At 72.1% G+C, this 18,271-nt stretch carries 19 protein-coding genes, 1 tRNA gene and 1 pseudogene; 6 read left to right on the forward strand and 15 right to left on the reverse strand.

Annotated elements, in window-relative coordinates:
- Positions 1–62 precede the first annotated feature (62 nt).
- The 3 genes from AB0K65_RS02475 to AB0K65_RS02485 all read left to right on the forward strand — a co-directional run bounded on the left by AB0K65_RS02475 (position 63) and on the right by AB0K65_RS02485 (position 4,667).
- Entirely contained in the window at positions 63–2,237 is a 2,175-nt protein-coding gene (locus AB0K65_RS02475; protein ID WP_365713460.1) for a glycosyltransferase family 39 protein, read from the forward strand.
- Between the two features lie 110 nt (positions 2,238–2,347).
- On the forward strand, positions 2,348–3,868 hold the full coding sequence (locus tag AB0K65_RS02480; RefSeq protein ID WP_365713462.1) for an MFS transporter: 1,521 nt from the start codon (positions 2,348–2,350) through the stop codon (positions 3,866–3,868).
- 34 nt (positions 3,869–3,902) lie between these two features.
- A complete protein-coding gene (locus tag AB0K65_RS02485; protein WP_365713464.1) occupies positions 3,903–4,667 on the forward strand; it encodes a TetR/AcrR family transcriptional regulator C-terminal domain-containing protein in 765 nt (254 codons plus the stop codon).
- Positions 4,668–4,862: 195 nt separating this feature from the next.
- Here the strand turns inward: AB0K65_RS02485 and AB0K65_RS02490 are convergent, their stop codons facing one another.
- From AB0K65_RS02490 to AB0K65_RS02500, 3 genes are all read right to left on the reverse strand, one after another.
- On the reverse strand, positions 4,863–5,666 hold the full coding sequence (locus AB0K65_RS02490) for a YceI family protein (protein ID WP_365713466.1): 804 nt from the start codon (positions 5,664–5,666) through the stop codon (positions 4,863–4,865).
- 102 nt (positions 5,667–5,768) lie between these two features.
- Complete coding sequence (locus AB0K65_RS02495) at positions 5,769–8,252, reverse strand: MFS transporter (protein WP_365713468.1); 2,484 nt, start codon at positions 8,250–8,252, stop codon at positions 5,769–5,771.
- A 15-nt stretch (positions 8,253–8,267) separates the two neighbouring features.
- On the reverse strand, positions 8,268–8,711 hold the full coding sequence (locus AB0K65_RS02500; RefSeq protein WP_365713470.1) for a MarR family transcriptional regulator: 444 nt from the start codon (positions 8,709–8,711) through the stop codon (positions 8,268–8,270).
- A 197-nt stretch (positions 8,712–8,908) separates the two neighbouring features.
- Here AB0K65_RS02500 and AB0K65_RS02505 point away from each other — a divergent pair, with 197 nt between their 5' ends.
- Positions 8,909–9,130: a hypothetical protein gene (locus AB0K65_RS02505; protein WP_365713472.1), complete on the forward strand. Its 222-nt coding sequence runs from the start codon at positions 8,909–8,911 to the stop codon at positions 9,128–9,130.
- A 222-nt stretch (positions 9,131–9,352) separates the two neighbouring features.
- Here the strand turns inward: AB0K65_RS02505 and AB0K65_RS02510 are convergent.
- A pseudogene (locus AB0K65_RS02510) lies at positions 9,353–9,457 on the reverse strand (DUF397 domain-containing protein); the annotation flags it as partial.
- Positions 9,426–10,379, reverse strand: coding sequence for a helix-turn-helix transcriptional regulator (locus tag AB0K65_RS02515; protein ID WP_365713474.1), 954 nt, complete (start codon positions 10,377–10,379; stop codon positions 9,426–9,428). The gene AB0K65_RS02515 and the pseudogene AB0K65_RS02510, both read right to left, overlap by 32 nt.
- A gap of 126 nt (positions 10,380–10,505) precedes the next feature.
- On the opposite strand from AB0K65_RS02515, the gene AB0K65_RS02520 reads away from it, so the two are divergent.
- Entirely contained in the window at positions 10,506–10,880 is a 375-nt protein-coding gene (locus AB0K65_RS02520; protein ID WP_365713476.1) for a hypothetical protein, read from the forward strand.
- Between the two features lie 32 nt (positions 10,881–10,912).
- On the opposite strand, the gene AB0K65_RS02525 is transcribed toward AB0K65_RS02520, so the two are convergent.
- From AB0K65_RS02525 to AB0K65_RS02565, 9 genes are all read right to left on the reverse strand, one after another.
- Complete coding sequence (locus AB0K65_RS02525; protein WP_365713478.1) at positions 10,913–11,233, reverse strand: hypothetical protein; 321 nt, start codon at positions 11,231–11,233, stop codon at positions 10,913–10,915.
- A 494-nt stretch (positions 11,234–11,727) separates the two neighbouring features.
- Positions 11,728–12,636, reverse strand: a complete 909-nt coding sequence (locus AB0K65_RS02530) for an RNA polymerase sigma factor SigF (RefSeq protein ID WP_365713480.1) — start codon at positions 12,634–12,636, stop codon at positions 11,728–11,730.
- A gap of 245 nt (positions 12,637–12,881) precedes the next feature.
- Entirely contained in the window at positions 12,882–13,727 is an 846-nt protein-coding gene (locus AB0K65_RS02535) for an RNA polymerase sigma factor SigF (protein ID WP_365713482.1), read from the reverse strand.
- A 209-nt stretch (positions 13,728–13,936) separates the two neighbouring features.
- Positions 13,937–14,230 carry a Dabb family protein gene (locus AB0K65_RS02540; RefSeq protein ID WP_365713484.1) on the reverse strand — a complete coding sequence of 98 codons (294 nt, stop codon included), beginning with the start codon at positions 14,228–14,230 and terminating at the stop codon, positions 13,937–13,939.
- Positions 14,231–14,240: 10 nt separating this feature from the next.
- Positions 14,241–14,405 (reverse strand): hypothetical protein, encoded by a 165-nt coding sequence (locus AB0K65_RS02545; RefSeq protein WP_365713486.1) that lies wholly within the window; start codon positions 14,403–14,405, stop codon positions 14,241–14,243.
- 475 nt (positions 14,406–14,880) lie between these two features.
- Positions 14,881–14,965: transfer RNA gene (locus tag AB0K65_RS02550), tRNA-Ser, on the reverse strand.
- A gap of 262 nt (positions 14,966–15,227) precedes the next feature.
- Positions 15,228–15,656, reverse strand: a complete 429-nt coding sequence (gene tadA / locus AB0K65_RS02555; RefSeq protein ID WP_365713665.1) for a tRNA adenosine(34) deaminase TadA — start codon at positions 15,654–15,656, stop codon at positions 15,228–15,230.
- A gap of 125 nt (positions 15,657–15,781) precedes the next feature.
- Positions 15,782–16,321 carry a hypothetical protein gene (locus AB0K65_RS02560; protein WP_365713488.1) on the reverse strand — a complete coding sequence of 180 codons (540 nt, stop codon included), beginning with the start codon at positions 16,319–16,321 and terminating at the stop codon, positions 15,782–15,784.
- 235 nt (positions 16,322–16,556) lie between these two features.
- The gene (locus AB0K65_RS02565) at positions 16,557–16,739 is read right to left on the reverse strand and encodes a hypothetical protein (RefSeq protein ID WP_365713491.1); all 183 of its coding nucleotides are present in this window, start codon (positions 16,737–16,739) and stop codon (positions 16,557–16,559) included.
- A gap of 88 nt (positions 16,740–16,827) precedes the next feature.
- Here AB0K65_RS02565 and upp point away from each other — a divergent pair, with 88 nt between their 5' ends.
- Positions 16,828–17,463, forward strand: a complete 636-nt coding sequence (gene upp, locus AB0K65_RS02570; protein WP_365713492.1) for a uracil phosphoribosyltransferase — start codon at positions 16,828–16,830, stop codon at positions 17,461–17,463.
- 145 nt (positions 17,464–17,608) lie between these two features.
- On the opposite strand, the gene AB0K65_RS02575 is transcribed toward upp, so the two are convergent.
- Positions 17,609–18,235, reverse strand: a complete 627-nt coding sequence (locus tag AB0K65_RS02575; protein WP_365713494.1) for a LytR C-terminal domain-containing protein — start codon at positions 18,233–18,235, stop codon at positions 17,609–17,611.
- Between the last annotated feature and the right edge of the window lie 36 nt (positions 18,236–18,271).

Consider the following 18,271-nt stretch of genomic DNA (forward strand, 5'->3'; position numbering starts at 1 on the left):
TCGTCCCCCGAGCCGACCATCTCCGACTCCCCCACCTCCGACTCCCCCGCGAGGACGTCCCGATGACCACCGCACAGGTGACCGCAGCCCCCGCCCGCCCCGGCCCCCGGACCGCGCCACGCGGCCTGCTCGGCCGTCTCTGGCGCGGGCGCGCCGCCGACGCCCCCTGGGTGCGGCCCGTCTTCCTCGTCCTGCTGCTCGTCACGGCCGGGCTCTACCTCTGGAACCTCGGCTCCTCCGGGTACGCCAACTCCTTCTACTCCGCGGCCGTCCAGGCCGGCAGCCAGAGCTGGAAGGCCTTCTTCTTCGGGTCGCTCGACGCGGCGAACGCCATCACCGTCGACAAGCCGCCGGCCGCGCTGTGGCCGATGGCCCTGTCCGTGCGCCTCTTCGGGCTCGGCTCCTGGCAGATCCTGGTGCCCGAGGTGCTGATGGGGGTGGCGACCGTCGCCGTCCTCTACGCGGCGGTACGGCGCCGGTTCGGCGCGGGCGCCGGGCTGATCGCGGCCGCCGTGCTGGCCCTCACGCCCGTCGCCGCGCTGATGTTCCGCTTCAACAACCCGGACGCCCTGCTCGCGCTGCTGATGACGGTCGCCGTCTACTGCGTCCTGCGGGGCCTGGAGGACGGCGCCGCCAAGTGGCTGGTGTGGGCCGGGGTGGCCTTCGGCCTCGCCTTCCTCGCCAAGACCCTGCAGGCGTTCCTGATCCTGCCGCCGCTGGCGCTCGTGTACGCGGTGTGCGCGCCGGCCGGGCTCGGCCGCCGGTTCGGGCAGCTGGCCCTCGCCGGACTCGCGATGATCGGCTCGGCCGGGTGGTGGGTGGCCCTCGTCGAACTGTGGCCGGCCTCCTCCCGCCCGTACGTCGGGGGCTCGCAGAAGAACAGCTTTCTGGAGCTCACCTTCGGTTACAACGGGCTCGGGCGGATCAACGGCGACGAGACCGGCAGCGTCGGGGGCGGCGGTGGCCGTGGTGGAGGTCAGGGCGGCGGCTGGGGTGAGACCGGCATCGGCCGGATGTTCGGCGACTCGGTGGGCGGGCAGGTCTCCTGGCTGCTGCCGGCCGCGCTGCTCCTGCTGCTGGCCGGTCTGGCGGTCACCTGGCGGGCCCCCCGGACGGACACGGCCCGTTCCGCCTTCCTGGTGTGGGGCGGGGCGCTCCTGATGACCGTGGCCGTGTTCAGCTTCATGGCCGGGATCTTCCACGAGTACTACACGGTCGCCCTGGCTCCGTACATCGCCGCGCTCGTCGGCATGGGCGTGAGCGTCCTGTGGGAGGAGCGCACCGCGTTCCTCGCTTCGGGGGTGCTCGCGGTGACGGCCGGGGGGACTGCGGTCTGGGGCTGGACGCTGCTCGGCCGTACGCCCGACTGGCTGCCGTGGCTGCGCTGGAGCGTGCTGGTCGCGGGCGCCGTGGCGGCGGTCGGGCTGCTGGTCGCCGGCCGGGTGCGGCGGCGGATCGCCGTCGCGTTCGCGGGCCTCGGCGTGGCCGCGGGGCTCGCGGGGCCGTTCGCCTACACGCTGGCGACACTGGGCAGCGGGCACCAGGGCTCGATCGTGACGGCGGGCCCCGCGGGCGGTGCCATGGGCCGCGGACCGGGTGGCACGCGGATGTCCGAGGGCGCCGGACCCGGCGGCCCCCTGCCCCAGGGCGGCGCAGGCCAGGGCGGCATGCCCAACGGTCCCGGGGGCCAGGGGAGCCAGGCCGGCCAGGGTGGGCAGATGCCCGGCGGTGCCCCCGGCGGCACCCCGCCCCAGGGCATGCCCGGCGGTGGCACAGGGCGTCCGGCCCTGGAGCGCTTCGGCCCCGGTGGCGGGGGTGGCATGGCCGGCCTGCTCAACGGCACGAACGTCGGGGCGAAGGCCAAGGCGGCGCTCCTCGAGGACGCCGACTCCTACACCTGGGCCGCGGCGACCGTCGGCGCCCAGAACGCCGCCGGATACCAACTGGCGACCGAGAGGCCGGTGATGGCGATCGGCGGTTTCAACGGCAGCGACCCTTCCCCGACCCTCGCGCAGTTCAAGCAGTACGTCGCCCAGGGGAAGATCCACTACTTCATCGGCAGCGGCGGGTCCGTGGCCGGCGAGTCCGTGGCCGGGGGGCCCGCCGCCGGTGAGGACGACGGCCGGAGGGGCGGCGGTCCGGGCGGCAACTCCGAGATCGCCACCTGGGTCGCGGCCACCTTCGAGAAGGTCACCGTCGACAGCGCCACCTTCTACGACCTGACCAGCAAGAAGTAGCCCGGCACCGACCCCGCGGCAGGCGCTCCCGCGCCCACTCCTATACAGCGTAAGAGAATCTCTTGTACGGTGTACGAGACCGAGTCCCGTACACCGTACAAGGGGGAATCGTGACGGCGACGACCGCTGCGAACCGACCCGCCGCCGGAGAGACCTCCGGCGGCCATCCGCAGCGCTGGCTGATCCTGGGCGTCATCTGCCTCGCCCAGCTCACCGTGCTGCTCGACAACACCGTGCTCAGCGTCGCCATCCCGTCGCTGACCTCCGAACTTCACGCGTCGACCAGCGACATCCAGTGGATGATCAACGCCTACTCGCTCGTCCAGTCCGGCCTGCTCCTCACCGCCGGCAACGCCGCCGACCGTTACGGCCGCAAGAAGCTCCTCGCCGCGGGACTCGCGCTCTTCGGCCTCGGCTCGCTCGCCGCCGGCCTTGCCGACTCCACCGCCCAGCTGATCGCCGCCCGCGCGGGCATGGGCGTCGGCGGCGCGCTGCTGATGACCACCACGCTCGCCGTCGTCATCCAGATCTTCGACGACTCCGAGCGGGTCAAGGCCATCGCCCTGTGGGCCACCGTCGGTTCGCTGGGCTTCGCCGCCGGTCCGCTGATCGGCGGCGTCATCCTCGACCACTTCTGGTGGGGAATGATCTTCCTGGTCAACATCCCGGTCGCGTTCGTCGGCCTGATCGCCGTCGTCAGGCTGGTGCCCGAGTCCAAGAACCCGCAGGGGGAGCGCCCCGACCTGATGGGCGCGCTGCTCTCCACCATCGGCATGACCGCCGCGGTGTACGCGATCATCACCGGCCCCGAGCACGGCTGGACCTCCGGCGAGGTGCTGGTCCCGGCCGTGATCGGCGTCGTCGTCCTCGGCGCCTTCGCCTTGTGGGAGCTGCGCGTCCCGTACCCCATGCTCGACATGCACTTCTTCCGCAATCAGAAGTTCGTGGGCGCCGTCGCCGGAGCCATCCTGGTGATGTTCGGCATGGGCGGCTCGCTCTTCCTGCTCACCCAGCACCTGCAGTTCGTCCTCGGCTACGAGCCGCTCGAAGCCGGTCTGCGGATGGCCCCGCTGGCCCTGACCGTCGTCGCGCTCAACCTCACCGGCGTCGGCCCGCGGATCGTCGTGAGGCTCGGCACCCCGCCCACCGTGGCCGTCGGCATGACCCTCGTCGCGGCCGGCCTCGGCTCGATCGCCCTGATCGGCGGCGGCAGCGACGGCAGCTACTGGGGCATGCTCCTCGGCCTGGTCCTGATGGGAATCGGCCTCGCCGTCTCCAACCCGGCCATGGCCAACGCCATCATGAGCGCGATCCCGCCGGAGAAGGCGGGCGTGGGCGCCGGTGTCAACGGCACGCTCGCCGAGTTCGGCAACGGCCTGGGCGTCGCCGTCCTCGGAGCCGTCCTCAACGCCCGGTTCGCCGCGCTGGTCGCCGTCACCGCCACCTCCCTGCCCGCGGCCCTCGCGGCGGCCGGCAGTGAGACCGAACGGCGGCAGATCTCCGACGCGTTCGCCTCGGGGCTCCAGACGAGCCAGTCGGTCGGCGCGGTCGCGGTGTTCGCCGGCGGCCTGCTGGCGGCGGCGCTGCTCGCCCGCGCCGAGCGGTCCGAGAAGCGGACGGCCGCTGCATAGCATGGGCACGGACCGCTGATCGAGGAGGAACGCGATGGTGAAAGCAGCCGACCGGGCCAAGAACCCGGCGCGTTCCAGCGTCTGGCTGGAGAACAGGGCCGCCCGCGCGGGGGGCGGCCCGGCCGGACTCGACCGCGACCGCATCGTGGCCGCCTCGATCCGGATGCTGGACGAGGAAGGGCTCGGCAAGCTGTCCATGCGCAAGCTCGCGGCCGAGCTGGGCGTCACGGCGATGTCGCTGTACTGGTACGTGGACACCAAGGACGACATCATCGAGTTCGCGCTCGACGCCGTCTACCAGGAGATCGACCTGGCCGCCGTCGACGCGGCGCAGGGCTGGCAGGGCCGGATCCGCGCGCTCGCGCTCGCCTACCGCCGGATGCTCGCCCGCCACGCGTGGGTCTCGCCGTGCGTCGGCTCGTACCTCAACATCGGCCCCCGGTCGCTCGCCGTCAGCAGGAAGATCCAGGAGGCGGTCCGGGACACCGGTCTGCCACTGCACGGCCGGCCGGGCGCGATGGCGGCGGTCTTCCAGTTCGTGTACGGCTACGGCACGGTCGAAGCCCAGTTCGACCGGCGCGCGGAGGAGGCCGGCATGTCGCACGACGACTTCTACACGCAGTCGGTCGCGGCCTTCCGGGACGACCCGGACTTCGCGGCGCAGATCGAGGACATGCGGGACCTGCTGGACGAGCGGGCGTCCCACGGCAGCGTCAGCGACATCTGGGAGCGGGACTTCGCCTACGCCCTCGACATCCTCATCGCCGGCATCGAGGTCATGGCCGCCCGCCCGGCCTGACCGGGTGGGAGGGACCCGGTCCGGCCGCCGACCGGGCCTCGCGTACCGTCCGTTCGCACGGTCGGGGCACCGCCTGTGAGCGGCCTCGCGTATCGCCTGTCCGTACGGTGGGGGCCGCCGTGCCGCCCGTGACCGGGCCTCGGGCACCGCCCGTTCGCACGGTCGGGTCCGCCGTACCGCCCCTCCTCCGTACGGTCAGGCCTCGCGGACCGCCTGCACGTCCAGCGTCACCCGCAGCGTCGCGCCGATCGCCGCGATGCCCGCCGACACCACCTGGTTGTAGTGCATCGCGAAGTCCTCCCGGCGCAGCTCCGCCTCCGCGCGGAACGCGGCCCGCACCCCACCCCACGGGTCGGCGCCCGTGCCCAGGTAGGTCAGGTCCAGGGGGACCTCCCGGGTGATGCCCCGCAGGGTCAGCGCCCCCTCCACGGTCCACCGGTCCGGGCCGGCCGCCCGCAGGGCCGTGCTGCGGTACGTGATCTCGGGGAAGCGGTCCACGTCGAGGAAGTCGGGGGACCGCAGGTGCTTGTCCCGCAGGCCGTTGCCCGTGTCGACGGACCCGGCCGCGATGACGGCCTCCACGCGGGACGCCAGGACGTCCGGCGCGATCTCGATCCGGCCGGTGAAGTCGGTGAACCGCCCGTGCACGCTGGAGATCCCGAGGTGCTGGGCCACCGCCCCCACGGAGGAGTGCGCCGCGTCCAGCGTCCAGACGCCCGGAGCGGGCAGTTCCGTACCGCCCGCGCGGGACAGCACCACCGTCCCGGCCTCCGCCCGGCCGGAGGCGCCGACCAGGGCCGTGCGCGCGTCCGGCGCGTAACCGACCGCCGTCACCACCACGGTGTACGCGCCCGGAGCCAGCGGCGGCTCCGATCGTACGACGCCGTCCCCGTCCGCCTCCGCCCGCAGGACCTGTCCGCCCGAACCGTCCGTCACGGTCACCACCGCGTGCTGGACCGGCCACCCGTCACGGGTCCGTACCTGTGCGTGCAGTCCCATCCGTGCCTCACTCTCTCCGCAGTACAGCGGGGCGGCAGACCGTCCCCTGTCTGCCGCCCCGGACCCGGCCGCGCTTCCGCTCGGAGCGCGGCCGGGGGTCGGTCACTCGCCCGGGTGGGCGAGTTCGATGTCGTGGCCGTCGAGGCCGGCACCGCTGACGGTCAGCCGCCCCGCCACCGGGGGGTAGCCGGTCGCGATGAGGGTGTACTCGCCGGTGTCCAGGTCCGCGAAGGCGTACCCGCCGTCCGCGTCCGTCGTCGCCGACGCCGCCACGTTCCCGGCCGCGTCGACCAGGGTCACCCGCGCGTCCGCCAGCGGGCGGTGGTCGAGGCCCGCGCGGACCGTGCCGTGGACGACCGCTCCGGCCGCCAGGGCGACGTCGAGCCGGGTCACGCCCTGGCCGCCGATCTCCACGGGCAGCGCCTGCGGGCGGAACCCGGTCGCGGTGACCGCGACCGTGACCGCGCCCGGGACCAGTTCGGCGAAGCCGAAGCCGCCGTCCGCGCCGGACTTGCCGGTGGCCAGCACCTCGCCCCGCACGTCCGTGATCACGATCAGGGTCCCGTCCACCGGCGCCCCGTCCTCGGCGGCCCTCACCGAGCCGGCGAGACCGCTGGTGCCGGTCAGGAGCACGTCGTGGGTGAGCGGGCCGTCGTGCACGACCACCGTGGAAGCCTGCGGCTGGAAGCCGTCGGCGGAGGCGATCAGGACGTACGATCCGGCTCCCGGCGCGTCGAAGGCGTAGCCGCCCTCCTCGCGGACGACCGCGCGGCCGAGCTGCTGCCCGCCGAGCGAGATCAGCGTGACCGTCGCGCCGGTGACGTCCGTGCCTTCGGCGGTACGGACGGTTCCGCTGACCGTGAGACCGGTGCGCGGCGCGCTCTCCACGTCGTCCACGCCCTCCGTGTCCGTCAGGTCGTCCGCGGTCTTGTTGCCGCTCTCCGGGACGGCGGTGCTCGCCGCCTTCGCGGGGGCCGCCGTCCCGGCCGGGACGGGGGTCTCGGAGCCGGTCTTCCTCGCCGCGTGGGCGCCGCTCTTCAGCGCCACCTCCTTGATGAACAGCGTCACCAGGAAGGCGAGCAGCGCGAAGGGCGCGGAGTAGAGGAAGACGTCGGCGACACCGTGCCCGTAGGCGCTCTCCATGACGGTACGGATCGGGGCCGGCAGCTTGTCCATGTCGGGGATGCCACCGCCGCCGCCCTGGCCTGCCAGGCCCGCGGCCTTCGGACCGAGGTCGGCGAGACCGTCCTGGACGTAGTGGGTGACCCGGTTGGCCAGGACCGCGCCGAGCGCCGAGACGCCGACCGCACCGCCGAGGGAGCGGAAGAAGGTGACGACGGAGGAGGCCGAGCCGAGGTCGGCCGGGTCCACCTGGTTCTGCGTGCAGAGCACCAGGTTCTGCATCATCATGCCGAGGCCGAGGCCCATGACGGCCATGAAGACCGCGATGTGCCAGTACTCCGTGTCGTAGCGGATCGTGCCGAGCAGGCCCAGGCCGCCGGTCACCAGCGCGCCGCCCGCGACCAGCCACGCCTTCCACCGGCCGGTCTTGGTGATGACCATGCCGGAGACGGTCGAGGAGACGAACAGGCCGGCGATCATCGGGATGGTCAGGACGCCGGACATCGTCGGCGACTCGTTGCGCGCCAGCTGGAAGTACTGGCTGAAGAAGACCGTGCCGGCGAACATCGCGACGCCCACGAAGAGCGAGGCGAGGGAGGCCAGCGTGATGGTCCGGTTGCGGAACAGCCGCAGCGGGATGATCGGCTCGCTCGCCTTGGACTCGACGAGCACGAAGAGCCCGCCGAGGACGATCGAGCCGCCGACCATGGCGGCCGTCTGCCACGACATCCAGTCGTACTTGTCGCCCGCGAAGGTGACCCAGAGCAGGAGCAGCGACACGGCGGCGCTGATCACGAGGGCGCCCGCCCAGTCGACCTTGACCTGGCGCTTCACGACGGGGAGCTTCAGGGTCTTCTGGAGCACCAGCAGCGCGATGATCGCGAAGGGCACGCCGACGTAGAAGCACCAGCGCCAGCCGAGCCAGTCGGTGTCGGTGATGACGCCGCCGAGCAGCGGCCCGCCGACGGTGGCGACGGCGAAGGTGGCGCCGAGGTAGCCGCTGTACCGCCCGCGCTCACGCGGGGCGATCATCGCGGCCAGGATGATCTGCGAGAGGGCGGTCAGCCCGCCGACGCCGATGCCCTGGACGACACGGCAGGCGATGAGCATGCCGGTGTTCTGCGAGAGGCCGGCGACGACCGAGCCCGCGACGTAGATGACCAGGGCTATCTGGACGAGCAGCTTCTTGGAGAAGAGGTCCGCGAGCTTGCCCCACAGCGGGGTGGTCGCGGTCATCGAGAGCAGGGCGGCGGTGACGACCCAGGTGTAGGCGGACTGGCCGCCGCCCAGGTCGGTGATGATCTCGGGGAGGGCGTTGGAGACGATCGTCGAGGACAGGATGGCGACGAACATGCCGAGCAGCAGCCCGGAGAGCGCCTCCATGATCTGGCGGTGCGTCATCGGTGCGCCGCCGGAGGTGTGGCCGCCCGCCTGCGTTGGCGGGGCGGGTGTTGTCGTGGCCATGAACTTCCTTTGCTGTTACGCGTGGTGGGCCCGGCAGTCGCCGAAGGAGTCGCGGAGGCGGGCGAGCAGGGCGGTGAGCAGTTCGACGTCCTCGTCGGACCAGTCCGCGAGGTTGCGGGTGAGCATGGCCGTCAGCCGGCGGTCCAGCTCGTCGAGCTTCTCCCTGCCCTCGGCGGTGAGGTGCAGGATGCGGGAGCGCTTGTCGGCCGGGTCGGGCAGCCGCTCGACCCAGCCGCGGTCCACGGCGTGGGAGACGTGACGACTGCTGACCGACATGTCGACGGCCATCCGCTCCGAGATCCGGCTCATCCGCATGTCCCCGTCGTGCTTGAGCAGCGCGAGGACGATGGCCGAGCCGCTGGGGCAGTCGGCGGGCAGCGAACGGGCCATCCCGCGCTTGACCGCGCCGATGGCGCTGACCTGTCGGGCGAGGTTCTCGTACCGGTTCGGCTTGTCCACTGCTACCCCATGACCCGAAGCATCTTGTTGCTTAGGGCAACCATAGAGATGGATGGTTGCTCCAGGCAAACTAAATCGGTCAAACGGCGCTAAAGAATCGGCAAAGGTGGCAGCCGTGCGGGGGATCGGTGCCGGATGGGGCCTGCGGAGGTACGGGGCTTGGGCCGGGTCCCCCTGGTTCGCTAGGGTCCTGCCCCATGGCACACAACCCCCATGCTCCGCACGGTCAGGGCCCCGCTCCCGAGGGCAACTACGACCCCTCCGGCAACACGCAGATGTTCCGCGCCTTCGTCGACGAGGGCGCCCCGCAGCGTCAGCCGCAGGCGGCCCCGGCCTCCGGCCCGCGCGTCGGCCTCATCGTGGGCGTGGTCGTGGTGATCGCGATCCTGGCGGGAGTGGCCTGGCTGGCGCTGGGCTGATCGGAGTTCCGGCGGCCTCGGGGCTTTCGGGGTGGGCGTTGCCGGCCGGCTTCGGGCGGTCGGCTGCCCTCCCTCCCGAGAGCCGCGCCTTCCGGCGTCGCGCCGGGGGCCCGCGTTCCTCGTCGCGTCGCAGCCCATCCGTGGCGCCGCGACGAAGGAGCGCCCCTGAGGCGGAGACGGAGACCGCCGCGCTCGGAGAGGGTGCGGCCACCCACCAGAAGCTCAGAGGGCCGTGACGAACCGGTCCCAAGCCGAGCGCTCGAAGACGAGGGCGGGGCCCTCGGGGGCCTTGCTGTCACGCACGGGGACGAGGCCGGGGAATCCGGGGGCGACTTCGAGGCAGTTGCCTCCGTTGTCGCCGCTGTAGCTGCTCTTGATCCAGGTTGCCGCGCTCAGGTCGTGCTTCCGCATGGGGCCCCAACCCTTCCGTCATGTCGCCGATCAGAGCAGCCGAATCGCGGGCTGACAGAGCGTCCGCCCTGAGCACATCATAGGTCTGGCCGTGACGGGCGACGGCAGCAGGATCATCGGTGAAGTGGCCCCTGTCGAGGGATTCCGAATACACCCACTCGTGCCCGTCGGGAAGCTTGATCAGGGACATCGAGGTGGTCGGCCGACGCAGGCCGCGGAGCGCGGCCGGGGCGATCTGGATACGGATGTTGGGGAGTCGGCCCACCTCCAGCAGGTGCGCGTACTGGGTGCGCATGACTTCCGGATCGGCCAGTTCGGTACGCAGGCAGCTCTCATCCAGGACGGCCACGTACAAAGGGCCGTCCTCCGCCAAGAACCGCTGCTGGCGGCTCAGCCGGGCCCGGACCCGTTCCTCCAGCTCCGCGCCGTTCGCGACACGGGAGAACAGGGCGTGGGCGTACTCCGGCGTCTGCAACAGCCCAGGAACCACCTGCTCCTGGTACTCCCGTAAGGCGACCGCCTCCGCGTCCATCTCCGCGCGGCGCCTGAACCAGTCCGGGTGCTCCACCTCCGGATACCAGTCGATCCGGTGCCACAGGCGGAGCAACACCCCGCCCGTGCCGAGCAATTCGTCGCAGGCCTTCGCGAACGTGTCCTGCGGCACCCGCGTACCGGCCTCGACACGGGCCACCTGCGAGCGGTCGCACGGGATCCGGCGCGCGAGCGCGTCCTGCGTCAGTCCCGCCGACTCCCGGTAGTGCTTGAGCAGTTCGCCGAAGACGCCCGCCGTCGTGGCGGCCGGGCCTGCCGGGCCCGCCGTGGCATTGCGTCGAGTCACTCCGTCCCCCCTCGTGACAGTGGGCCCTTGGCACGCGTCGGGCGTTGTGGGCGCCCCTCCCATTGAGCAACGCTGGAGCCACGGAGAGTAGTCGCCCGATCGGGTGAGGAGCTGAGGAGCCGTGGAATGGCGGGGCACATGCGGAGCGGGGGCCTGGTGTACGACCCGGTCGCCCGGAGGGTGGGCGAGTACCGGGGGACGGAGGGGCCGTACGCGATGCTGCGGCCGGTCGGCGGGGGGCGGGAGTGGCAGGCCGATCCGGCGCGGGTGCGGCCCGCGACGCCGGCCGAGCGGCTGAGCGCCGGAGTCCGCGCGGCCAACGACCGGGCGGGGGCGGCGTACGACCTGAGCCGGCCGCCGGTTCCGGTGTCGGGCTGCGGGGAGTGCGCCGAGCTGGCCGAGAGCCGGACGGCCGCGCGGCTGCGGTGCGACTGGAGCGCGGAGACCGACGCGAACGTGCTCCTGCGGCGGCATCTGGGCGCGGCCCACGTCGTGGGGTGAGTGCCTGCCGTCGACGCGGGTGTGCGGCACGGTCACGTCCAGGTGGCCGTGACCTTCCGGGTGTCGACGTGCATGCCGAGCGGCACGCGCCAGCTGTCCACGCAGACGGTGTAGGTCCGGGTCCGGGACGTGCCGCCGGCGATCGGGGCCGGGAGGGGCTGCGTCGATTCGATCGTGGCCCAGTCGACACCGAGCGCTCCGATGACGTGGGTGGCGAAGGTGACCGTGCCCGAGCGGGCGGGGGAGCCGCCGGTGTTGCGGAAGGTGACCGTCACTCGCTCGCACCACCGCTTGTCGGCGTCCGCGAGGGCCGGCGCGGAGAGGGTGAGCGCGGCCGGGGACGGGGCGGGCACGGGGGCGGGTGGCGGCGGCGTGGGCCGTGGTGCCGGAGGCGGTGTCGTGGTGCCGGGCCTCGTGGTGCCGGGTGTGGTCGTGCCGGGCCTCGTGGTGCCGGGTGTGGTCGTGCCGGGATCGGCGGGCCGTCCCGGGGTGTGCGAGGCGGTCGGCGGCTCCCCGGTACCGGGCGGCGGGCTTCCCGGGGATGGCGCTGTGGTCGTACGGCCGTCCGGTGGGCCGGACGACGGTGGGGAGGGCGAGGACGTGCTGGAGGTCGTTCCGCTCGCCGAAGGGCTGTCGAGGGGGACGAGGGTGACCTTTCCCGAGGGCCCGGACGGGCCCTTCGGGGCGGTGCCCGCGCCCACCGCCGCGTAACCCTCGCCGTCGCCTCCGCCACACGCGGTCAGCGCTCCGCCGAGGCAGAGCGCGACCACTGCCAGAAGTGACTTCTGTCGCCGCATGGCGGCAGTCTGGCTGACGGGTCGTCAGTACGCCAGAGTCTGGCGTCGGTTCAGTCGTCGATCAGTCCCTGGCGCAGCTGGGCCAGGGTCCGGGTGAGGAGTCGGGAGACGTGCATCTGGGAGATGCCGACCTCCTCGCCGATCTGTGACTGGGTCATGTTGGCGAAGAACCGCAGCATGATGATCTGCCGCTCCCTGGGCGGCAGTTTGGCGAGCAGGGGCTTCAGCGACTCGCGGTACTCCACGCCCTCCAGAGCCGTGTCCTCGTACCCGAGGCGGTCGGCGAGGGAGCCCTCGCCGCCGTCGTCCTCGGGGGACGGGGAGTCGAGCGAGGAGGCGGTGTAGGCGTTGCCGACGGCGAGGCCGTCGACGACGTCCTCTTCCGACACGCCCAGGACGGCGGCGAGTTCGGGGACGGTCGGCGAGCGGTCGAGCTTCTGGGCGAGTTCGTCGCTCGCCTTGGTCAGCGCGAGCCGCAGCTCCTGGAGCCGGCGCGGGACGCGGACCGACCACGAGGTGTCGCGGAAGAAGCGCTTGATCTCACCGACGACCGTCGGCATGGCGAACGTCGGGAACTCCACTCCGCGTTCGCAGTCGAAGCGGTCGATCGCCTTGATCAGGCCGATGGTGCCGACCTGGACGATGTCCTCCATCGGTTCGTTGCGGGACCGGAAGCGGGCCGCGGCGTACCGCACGAGCGGCAGGTTGAGCTCGATGAGGGTGTCGCGGACGTAGGTCCGCTCCGGGCTGTCCGCCGCGACTCCTTCGTCGTCCAGGGCGCGGAGCCGCAGGAACAGCGAGCGGGAGAGCGTGCGGGTGTCGAGGGCTTCCGACGAGACGACAAGCGGCGTGGGGGGCGCTTCGCTCGGCACGGACGTCTGCTCCGGTACGTGCATCTGTACCGGCGTCTGCGCGGGCGTGAGCGTGAGCACCTTCGAGCTGCCCTGTTCTGCGGACATGCCACCCCCTTGAGGTCGCGGACGGTCGCGGCGGCCACGACCATCGGAGGAACGCAGCCTCCACCTGAATACCGGAGGCGGGGCTGCGGCAAACGCGGTTCCAGCAGAATGTCACATGTCGGCAACACGCTGTAGTGACTTGTCGACACGGCGGCGATGGATTTCCGCAGGAAACAAGGGGTGTGCGGCTTTTGGGGTGCCGAACTTCCGCGCAGAACTGCTCCGAACCGGTCTACCCGTTCCAGCTACGCTTCGATCCTGTTTGCGGACCTCAGACGGGCGAAGCTCCGGGCGAGGAGCCTTGACACGTGCATCTGTGAGACTCCGAGCTCCTGGCTGATCTGGGACTGCGTCAGATTGCTGTAGTAGCGGAGCATCAGGATCCGCTGCTCGCGCTCGGGGAGCTGGACGAGCAGGTGCCGTACGAGGTCACGGTGCTCGACCCCGGCGAGGGCCGGGTCCTCGTAGCCGAGCCGGTCGAGCAGTCCGGGCAGCCCGTCGCCCTCCTGGGCCGCCTCCAGGGAGGTGGCGTGGTAGGAGCGCCCGGCCTCGATGCAGGCCAGGACCTCGTCCTCGCCGATCTTCAGCCGCTCGGCGATCTCCGCGGTGGTGGGGGAACGGCCGTGGGCGGTCGTGAGGTCCTCCGTGGCGCCGTTGACCTGGACCCACAGCTCGTGGAGCCGGCGCGGGACGTGGACGGTCCGTACGTTGTCGCGGAAGTAGCGCTTGATCTCGCCGACGACGGTGGGCATCGCGAAGGTGGGGAACTGGACGCCCCGGTCGGGGTCGAAGCGGTCGATGGCGTTGATGAGGCCGATCGTGCCGACCTGGACCACGTCCTCCATCGGCTCGTTGCGGGAGCGGAAGCGGGCGGCCGCGTACCGCACGAGGGGCAGGTTGGCCTCGATGAGCGCCCCGCGCACCCGGTGGTGCTCCGGTGTGCCCGGTTCCAGCCCCTTGAGCTGCCCGAACAGGACCTGGGTGAGGGCCCGCGTGTCGGCCCCCCGGGTGCTCTGGGGCCGTGGGCGCGGGGTGTCCGGGACGCCTGCCTCGTGCTGGGGCGGGACTTGAGGCGCTGTACTGGCCGGCACGTTCACGCCACCCCTTTGGCTGGTCTTGCTGGTCAACTACGGTCAACTCATCCGTCAAAAGCGGTCATAGCATCACAAGACATGTCCACTGTGTGCAAGCACCGTATAACCACGTGTTGACGGCAAGTTGGGAGCAAAGGGATCGCCAAGAAGGCCGAAGGCCCCCCGCCATGACGGCGGGGGGCCTCGGAAGTGGAAGGAGGAGGGCCTCAGAACTCGTAGTCCGCGATCACCCACGTGGCGAACTCACGCCACTGGGCGACACCCGCCTGGTGGGCCGGGTGGTCCAGATAGCGCTGGAGCGCATCGGTGTCCTCGACCGCCGAATTGATCGCGAAGTCGTACGCGATGGGCCGGTCGGTGATGTTCCAGTCGCACTCCCAGAACGTCAGCTCCGGGATCGTGTCGCCCAGCGCCCGGAAGGCCTCGACGCCGGCCACCACGCGCGGCTCGTCGCGCTTGACGCCGTCGTTCAGCTTGAAGAGGACCAGGTGGCGGATCACGGGGGGACTCCTAGTTGATGAGCGCGGTCATGAACTCGCCGACGCCCTGCGCGGCGCTCGATATGCCCTCGAACCCTACCTGGACGAGATCGGCGGCCCGGCTGGGGGAATTGATGATCGTGTACAGCACAAAGACCACGACCGCGTACAGCGCGATCTTCTTCGCTTGCGCCATCTGCCGCGCCCTCCCCTGGGTACTCCGTCTGACTGCCCTGTCTTCCCCGGTCCGGCCTGGGCCCCCGCCGGGTCGCGTGAGTCTAACCGAGCCCCTCACCGGGCCTTTATGGACCAAGGGCCCGGTGACCGAGGCCCTTTGCCGCCCCCCGGAAGGGTGACGGCAGAGCAGTATGGATGTCGAGCCCGGCGGATCCGGCAGGAGGTCCGCGGGGCGAGGAGCCGGCCCCCACTGCGGGGTCCGCGCCGCGGGCTTCCCCCTGATCGCGGCGCAGGACCGGCGGGTCCGGTTCTCGTCGGGGGGAGCGGCTTGTCCCCCCGATGCCGCTCCCCCCGCCCGACGAAGGAAGGCCCCGGTCGCGTGACACCCACGCGACCGGGGCCTTCTTCCCGTCCTGCCCGCGCCACGCTCCACGACGAAGGGTCCGGTGCACGACGAAGGGCCCGGTGCGATGCACCGGGCCCTTCGATCGAAGCGGTAGCGGAGGGATTTGAACCCTCGGTGACTTGCGCCACACTCGCTTTCGAGGCGAGCTCCTTCGGCCGCTCGGACACGCTACCGAGAGAGAGCTTAGCCCAAAGGTGCCCCTGCGATGAAATCCGTATCGCCCCGCAGGTGGGAGCCGGGTTCGGCAGACGTGCCGGGGACGGCTCAAGGGCCTCTCGGGGGCCGCTCAGGGCGCCTCGCGGGCGTCCTGCGGGTGGTCCAGGGGCGGTTGCGGGAGCGGGCGTGGTCCGCGGGGGCGCCTGGCTGGTTCGAGGGGGGCGCGTGCGTGGCGGGGAGAGGGCGCGTGCCCTGGGCCGGAGGGAGCGGGTGCGCGGTTCAGAGGGAGCGGAAGAAGGCCGTGAGCTGCGCGGCGCACTCCTGGCCCAGGACGCCCGGGATCACCTCGGGACGGTGGTTGAGCCGGCGGTCGCGCACGAGGTCCCAGAGCGAACCCGCCGCGCCCGCCTTCTCGTCGTACGCGCCGAACACGACCCGCTCGACCCGCGACTGCACGAGCGCCCCCGCGCACATCACGCAGGGCTCCAGGGTCACGACGAGCGTGCAGCCGGTCAGCCGCCACGCGCCGGTCCGCGCCGCGGCCCGGCGCAGGGCCAGGACCTCGGCGTGGGCGGTCGGGTCCCCGGCCGCCTCGCGCTCGTTGTGTCCGGTGGCGAGGACGGTGCCGTCGGCGGACAGCACGACGGCGCCGACCGGTACGTCACCGGCCGGCGCGGCCCGATCGGCCTCCGCGAGGGCCATCCGCATGGCCTCCCGCCAGGGGTCCCGTAGGGGATCGCGCTCCGGGGCCTGTCGCGAAGTGGTCCCGGAGCCGTGCTGCGGGTCGTGCTCGGGGTCGTGCTCCGGGGCGGGCCCGGATCCTGCGTGGGTCACTAGCGAACGGTCTCCAGCACCTCCGCGGCGCCCAGCGCGTCCGCGATCTCGGCCAGCGCGTCGCTGTCGAGCGCCAGCAGCCGCTTCTCCGACAGTCCGAGGTCGGCGAGGATCAGCCGGTCGCCGACCGGCGCGGCCGGCACGGCGTCGGCGGCCACGCCCGGCGCCTCCTCCACGTCCTCGTCGTCCTCCAGGTCGAGAGGCTCTCCGTCCTCCGTGCCGTCGAGGTCCAGCGCGTCCAGGTCGTCGGCGTCGTCCAGGTCGTCGCCGAGGAGTTCCCTGGTGAGGATCTCCCCGTACGAGGAGCGGGCGGCGGCCGCCCCGTCCGACACGTAGATGCGAGGGTCTTCCTCGCCCTCGATCCGGAGGAGGCCGAACCAGGCGTCCTCCTGTTCGATGAAGACGATGACCGTGTCGTCGTCGACCGCTGCCTCACGGGCCAGTTCGGTCAGGTCCGACAGGGTTTCCACATCGTCGATCTCTGTGTCGCTCGCTTCCCACCCGTCTTCGGTGCGCGCGAGCAGTGCGGCGAAGTACACCGTGACTCTCCCACTGATCAGAGGTGTGACGATCCGGCGGTGCGCTCCTGAAGCCCCGCCCAATCGGCATCGTGGCAGAAACGGCGGCTTCAGGAGAGGTCTTCGGCTCTTGCGTCGTGCATCAGTCTGATCGACACCGCGAACGGGTGGGCGCACGGCCCCGGCGCATCGGCGGCGCACGGCCGCGCGCCGCCGCGGTGCCCGCCGCCCCCGGCGGGCACCGCCATCCTCCCCCTCACCAGCGGAAGGTCCGCATGCGCATCTGCTGACGCATCCTGGCCGCCCGGGCGCGCCGGGGCTGGACACGGTCCCGCAGCGCCTTGGCCTCGTGCAGTTCGCGCAGGAACTGGGCGCGGCGTCGACGGCGCTCCGCGTCGGTCTCCGGCGGCTCGTCGTCCGGGTCCTTCGTGTTCGGCATGGCCACACCACCCCGGGACTGGGTATACGTGCCTCCCCACCTTCCCTCCACGGCATGGGTTGATGCCAGTGCGGGCTACTGTTGGGGCATGCGTCTCCACGTCGTCGATCACCCGCTGGTCGCCCACAAGCTCACCACTCTGCGCGACAAGCGCACGGACTCCCCGACCTTCCGCCGTCTGGCGGACGAGCTGGTCACCCTGCTCGCCTACGAGGCCACGCGGGACGTGCGCACCGAGCAGGTCGACATCGAGACCCCCGTCACGCCGACGACCGGTGTGAAGCTGTCGTACCCGCGTCCGCTGGTGGTGCCGATCCTGCGCGCCGGTCTCGGCATGCTGGACGGCATGGTGCGGCTGCTGCCGACCGCCGAGGTGGGCTTCCTCGGCATGATCCGCAACGAGGAGACGCTGGAGGCGTCGACCTACGCGACGCGGATGCCGGAGGACCTCTCGGGCCGCCAGGTGTACGTCCTGGACCCGATGCTGGCGACCGGCGGCACGCTGGTGGCGGCCATCCGGGAGCTGATCCGGCGGGGTGCGGACGACGTGACCGCCGTCGTCCTGCTCGCCGCCCCCGAGGGCGTCGAGATCATGGAGCGCGAGCTGGCGGGCACGCCGGTGACGGTGGTGACGGCCTCGGTCGACGAGCGCCTCAACGAGCACGGCTACATCGTCCCGGGGCTGGGCGACGCGGGCGACCGCATGTACGGCACGGCCGACTAGAAGGACGCCGGGCAGCCTTCGGCGAGGGAGCCGAAGGGCGCGCGGCTGCCGAGGGGAAGAAACGCTCACAGGCCGCGAGGAACGAGCGGGCGAGCACGATCGGCCGTCGGCAGCCGGCCCACGTGCCCGGAGGCGAGCCGAGCCCTCAACAGATAGGCGCGGGCGCGGGCTTGGGTTTGTTCAGAGCGACCAGGGCCGCGTCCGCCGCCGCTTTCGGGTCCAGGGCCTTGAAGGCGGTGCCCAGGATCAGGTCCACGTCCGCCGTGGCGCGGGTGTCCGTCTTGGTCGTGGCGGTCTTCAGCTGGGTGCCCAGCACGGGGAAGGCGCCCTTGGCGGCCCCGGGGGCGGCCAGCAGGATCGCGGCGCCCGGCACCTTCTTGTCGTACGCGACGGGCGCGTTGCCGACCTTGCCGATGGTGAAGCCGCGCTTCTTCAGCTCGTCGGCCGTCGCCTTCGCGAGGCCGCCGCGCGGGGTCGCGTTGTAGACGTTGACCGTGATCTGCGCGGGCTTGGGGAGGGCCGCGACAGGGGCGGCGGTCGCCTTGGGAGCGGGCTTGCAGTCGGCGCCGCGGGCGGCCGTCGTCTTCGTGCCGTCGCCGGAGAAGACCTGGACGAGCTGCAGGGTGCCCCACCCGGCGGCGCCCAGCACGACCACGGCGGTGGCGGACGCGATGACGATCTTGCGCCGGCGGCTGGGGCGGCGCATGCGCGGGTAGGTGTCCCCCGTGATGCGGTACTTTCCGCCCAGACCGGGGGGAGTGAGCATGCTCATGAGCGCAGCGTAATCCCGCTCGTCGGTGATGCCTAC

The sequence above is a fragment of the Streptomyces sp. NPDC053755 genome (assembly GCF_040677675.1).
Classification (GTDB): domain Bacteria; phylum Actinomycetota; class Actinomycetes; order Streptomycetales; family Streptomycetaceae; genus Streptomyces.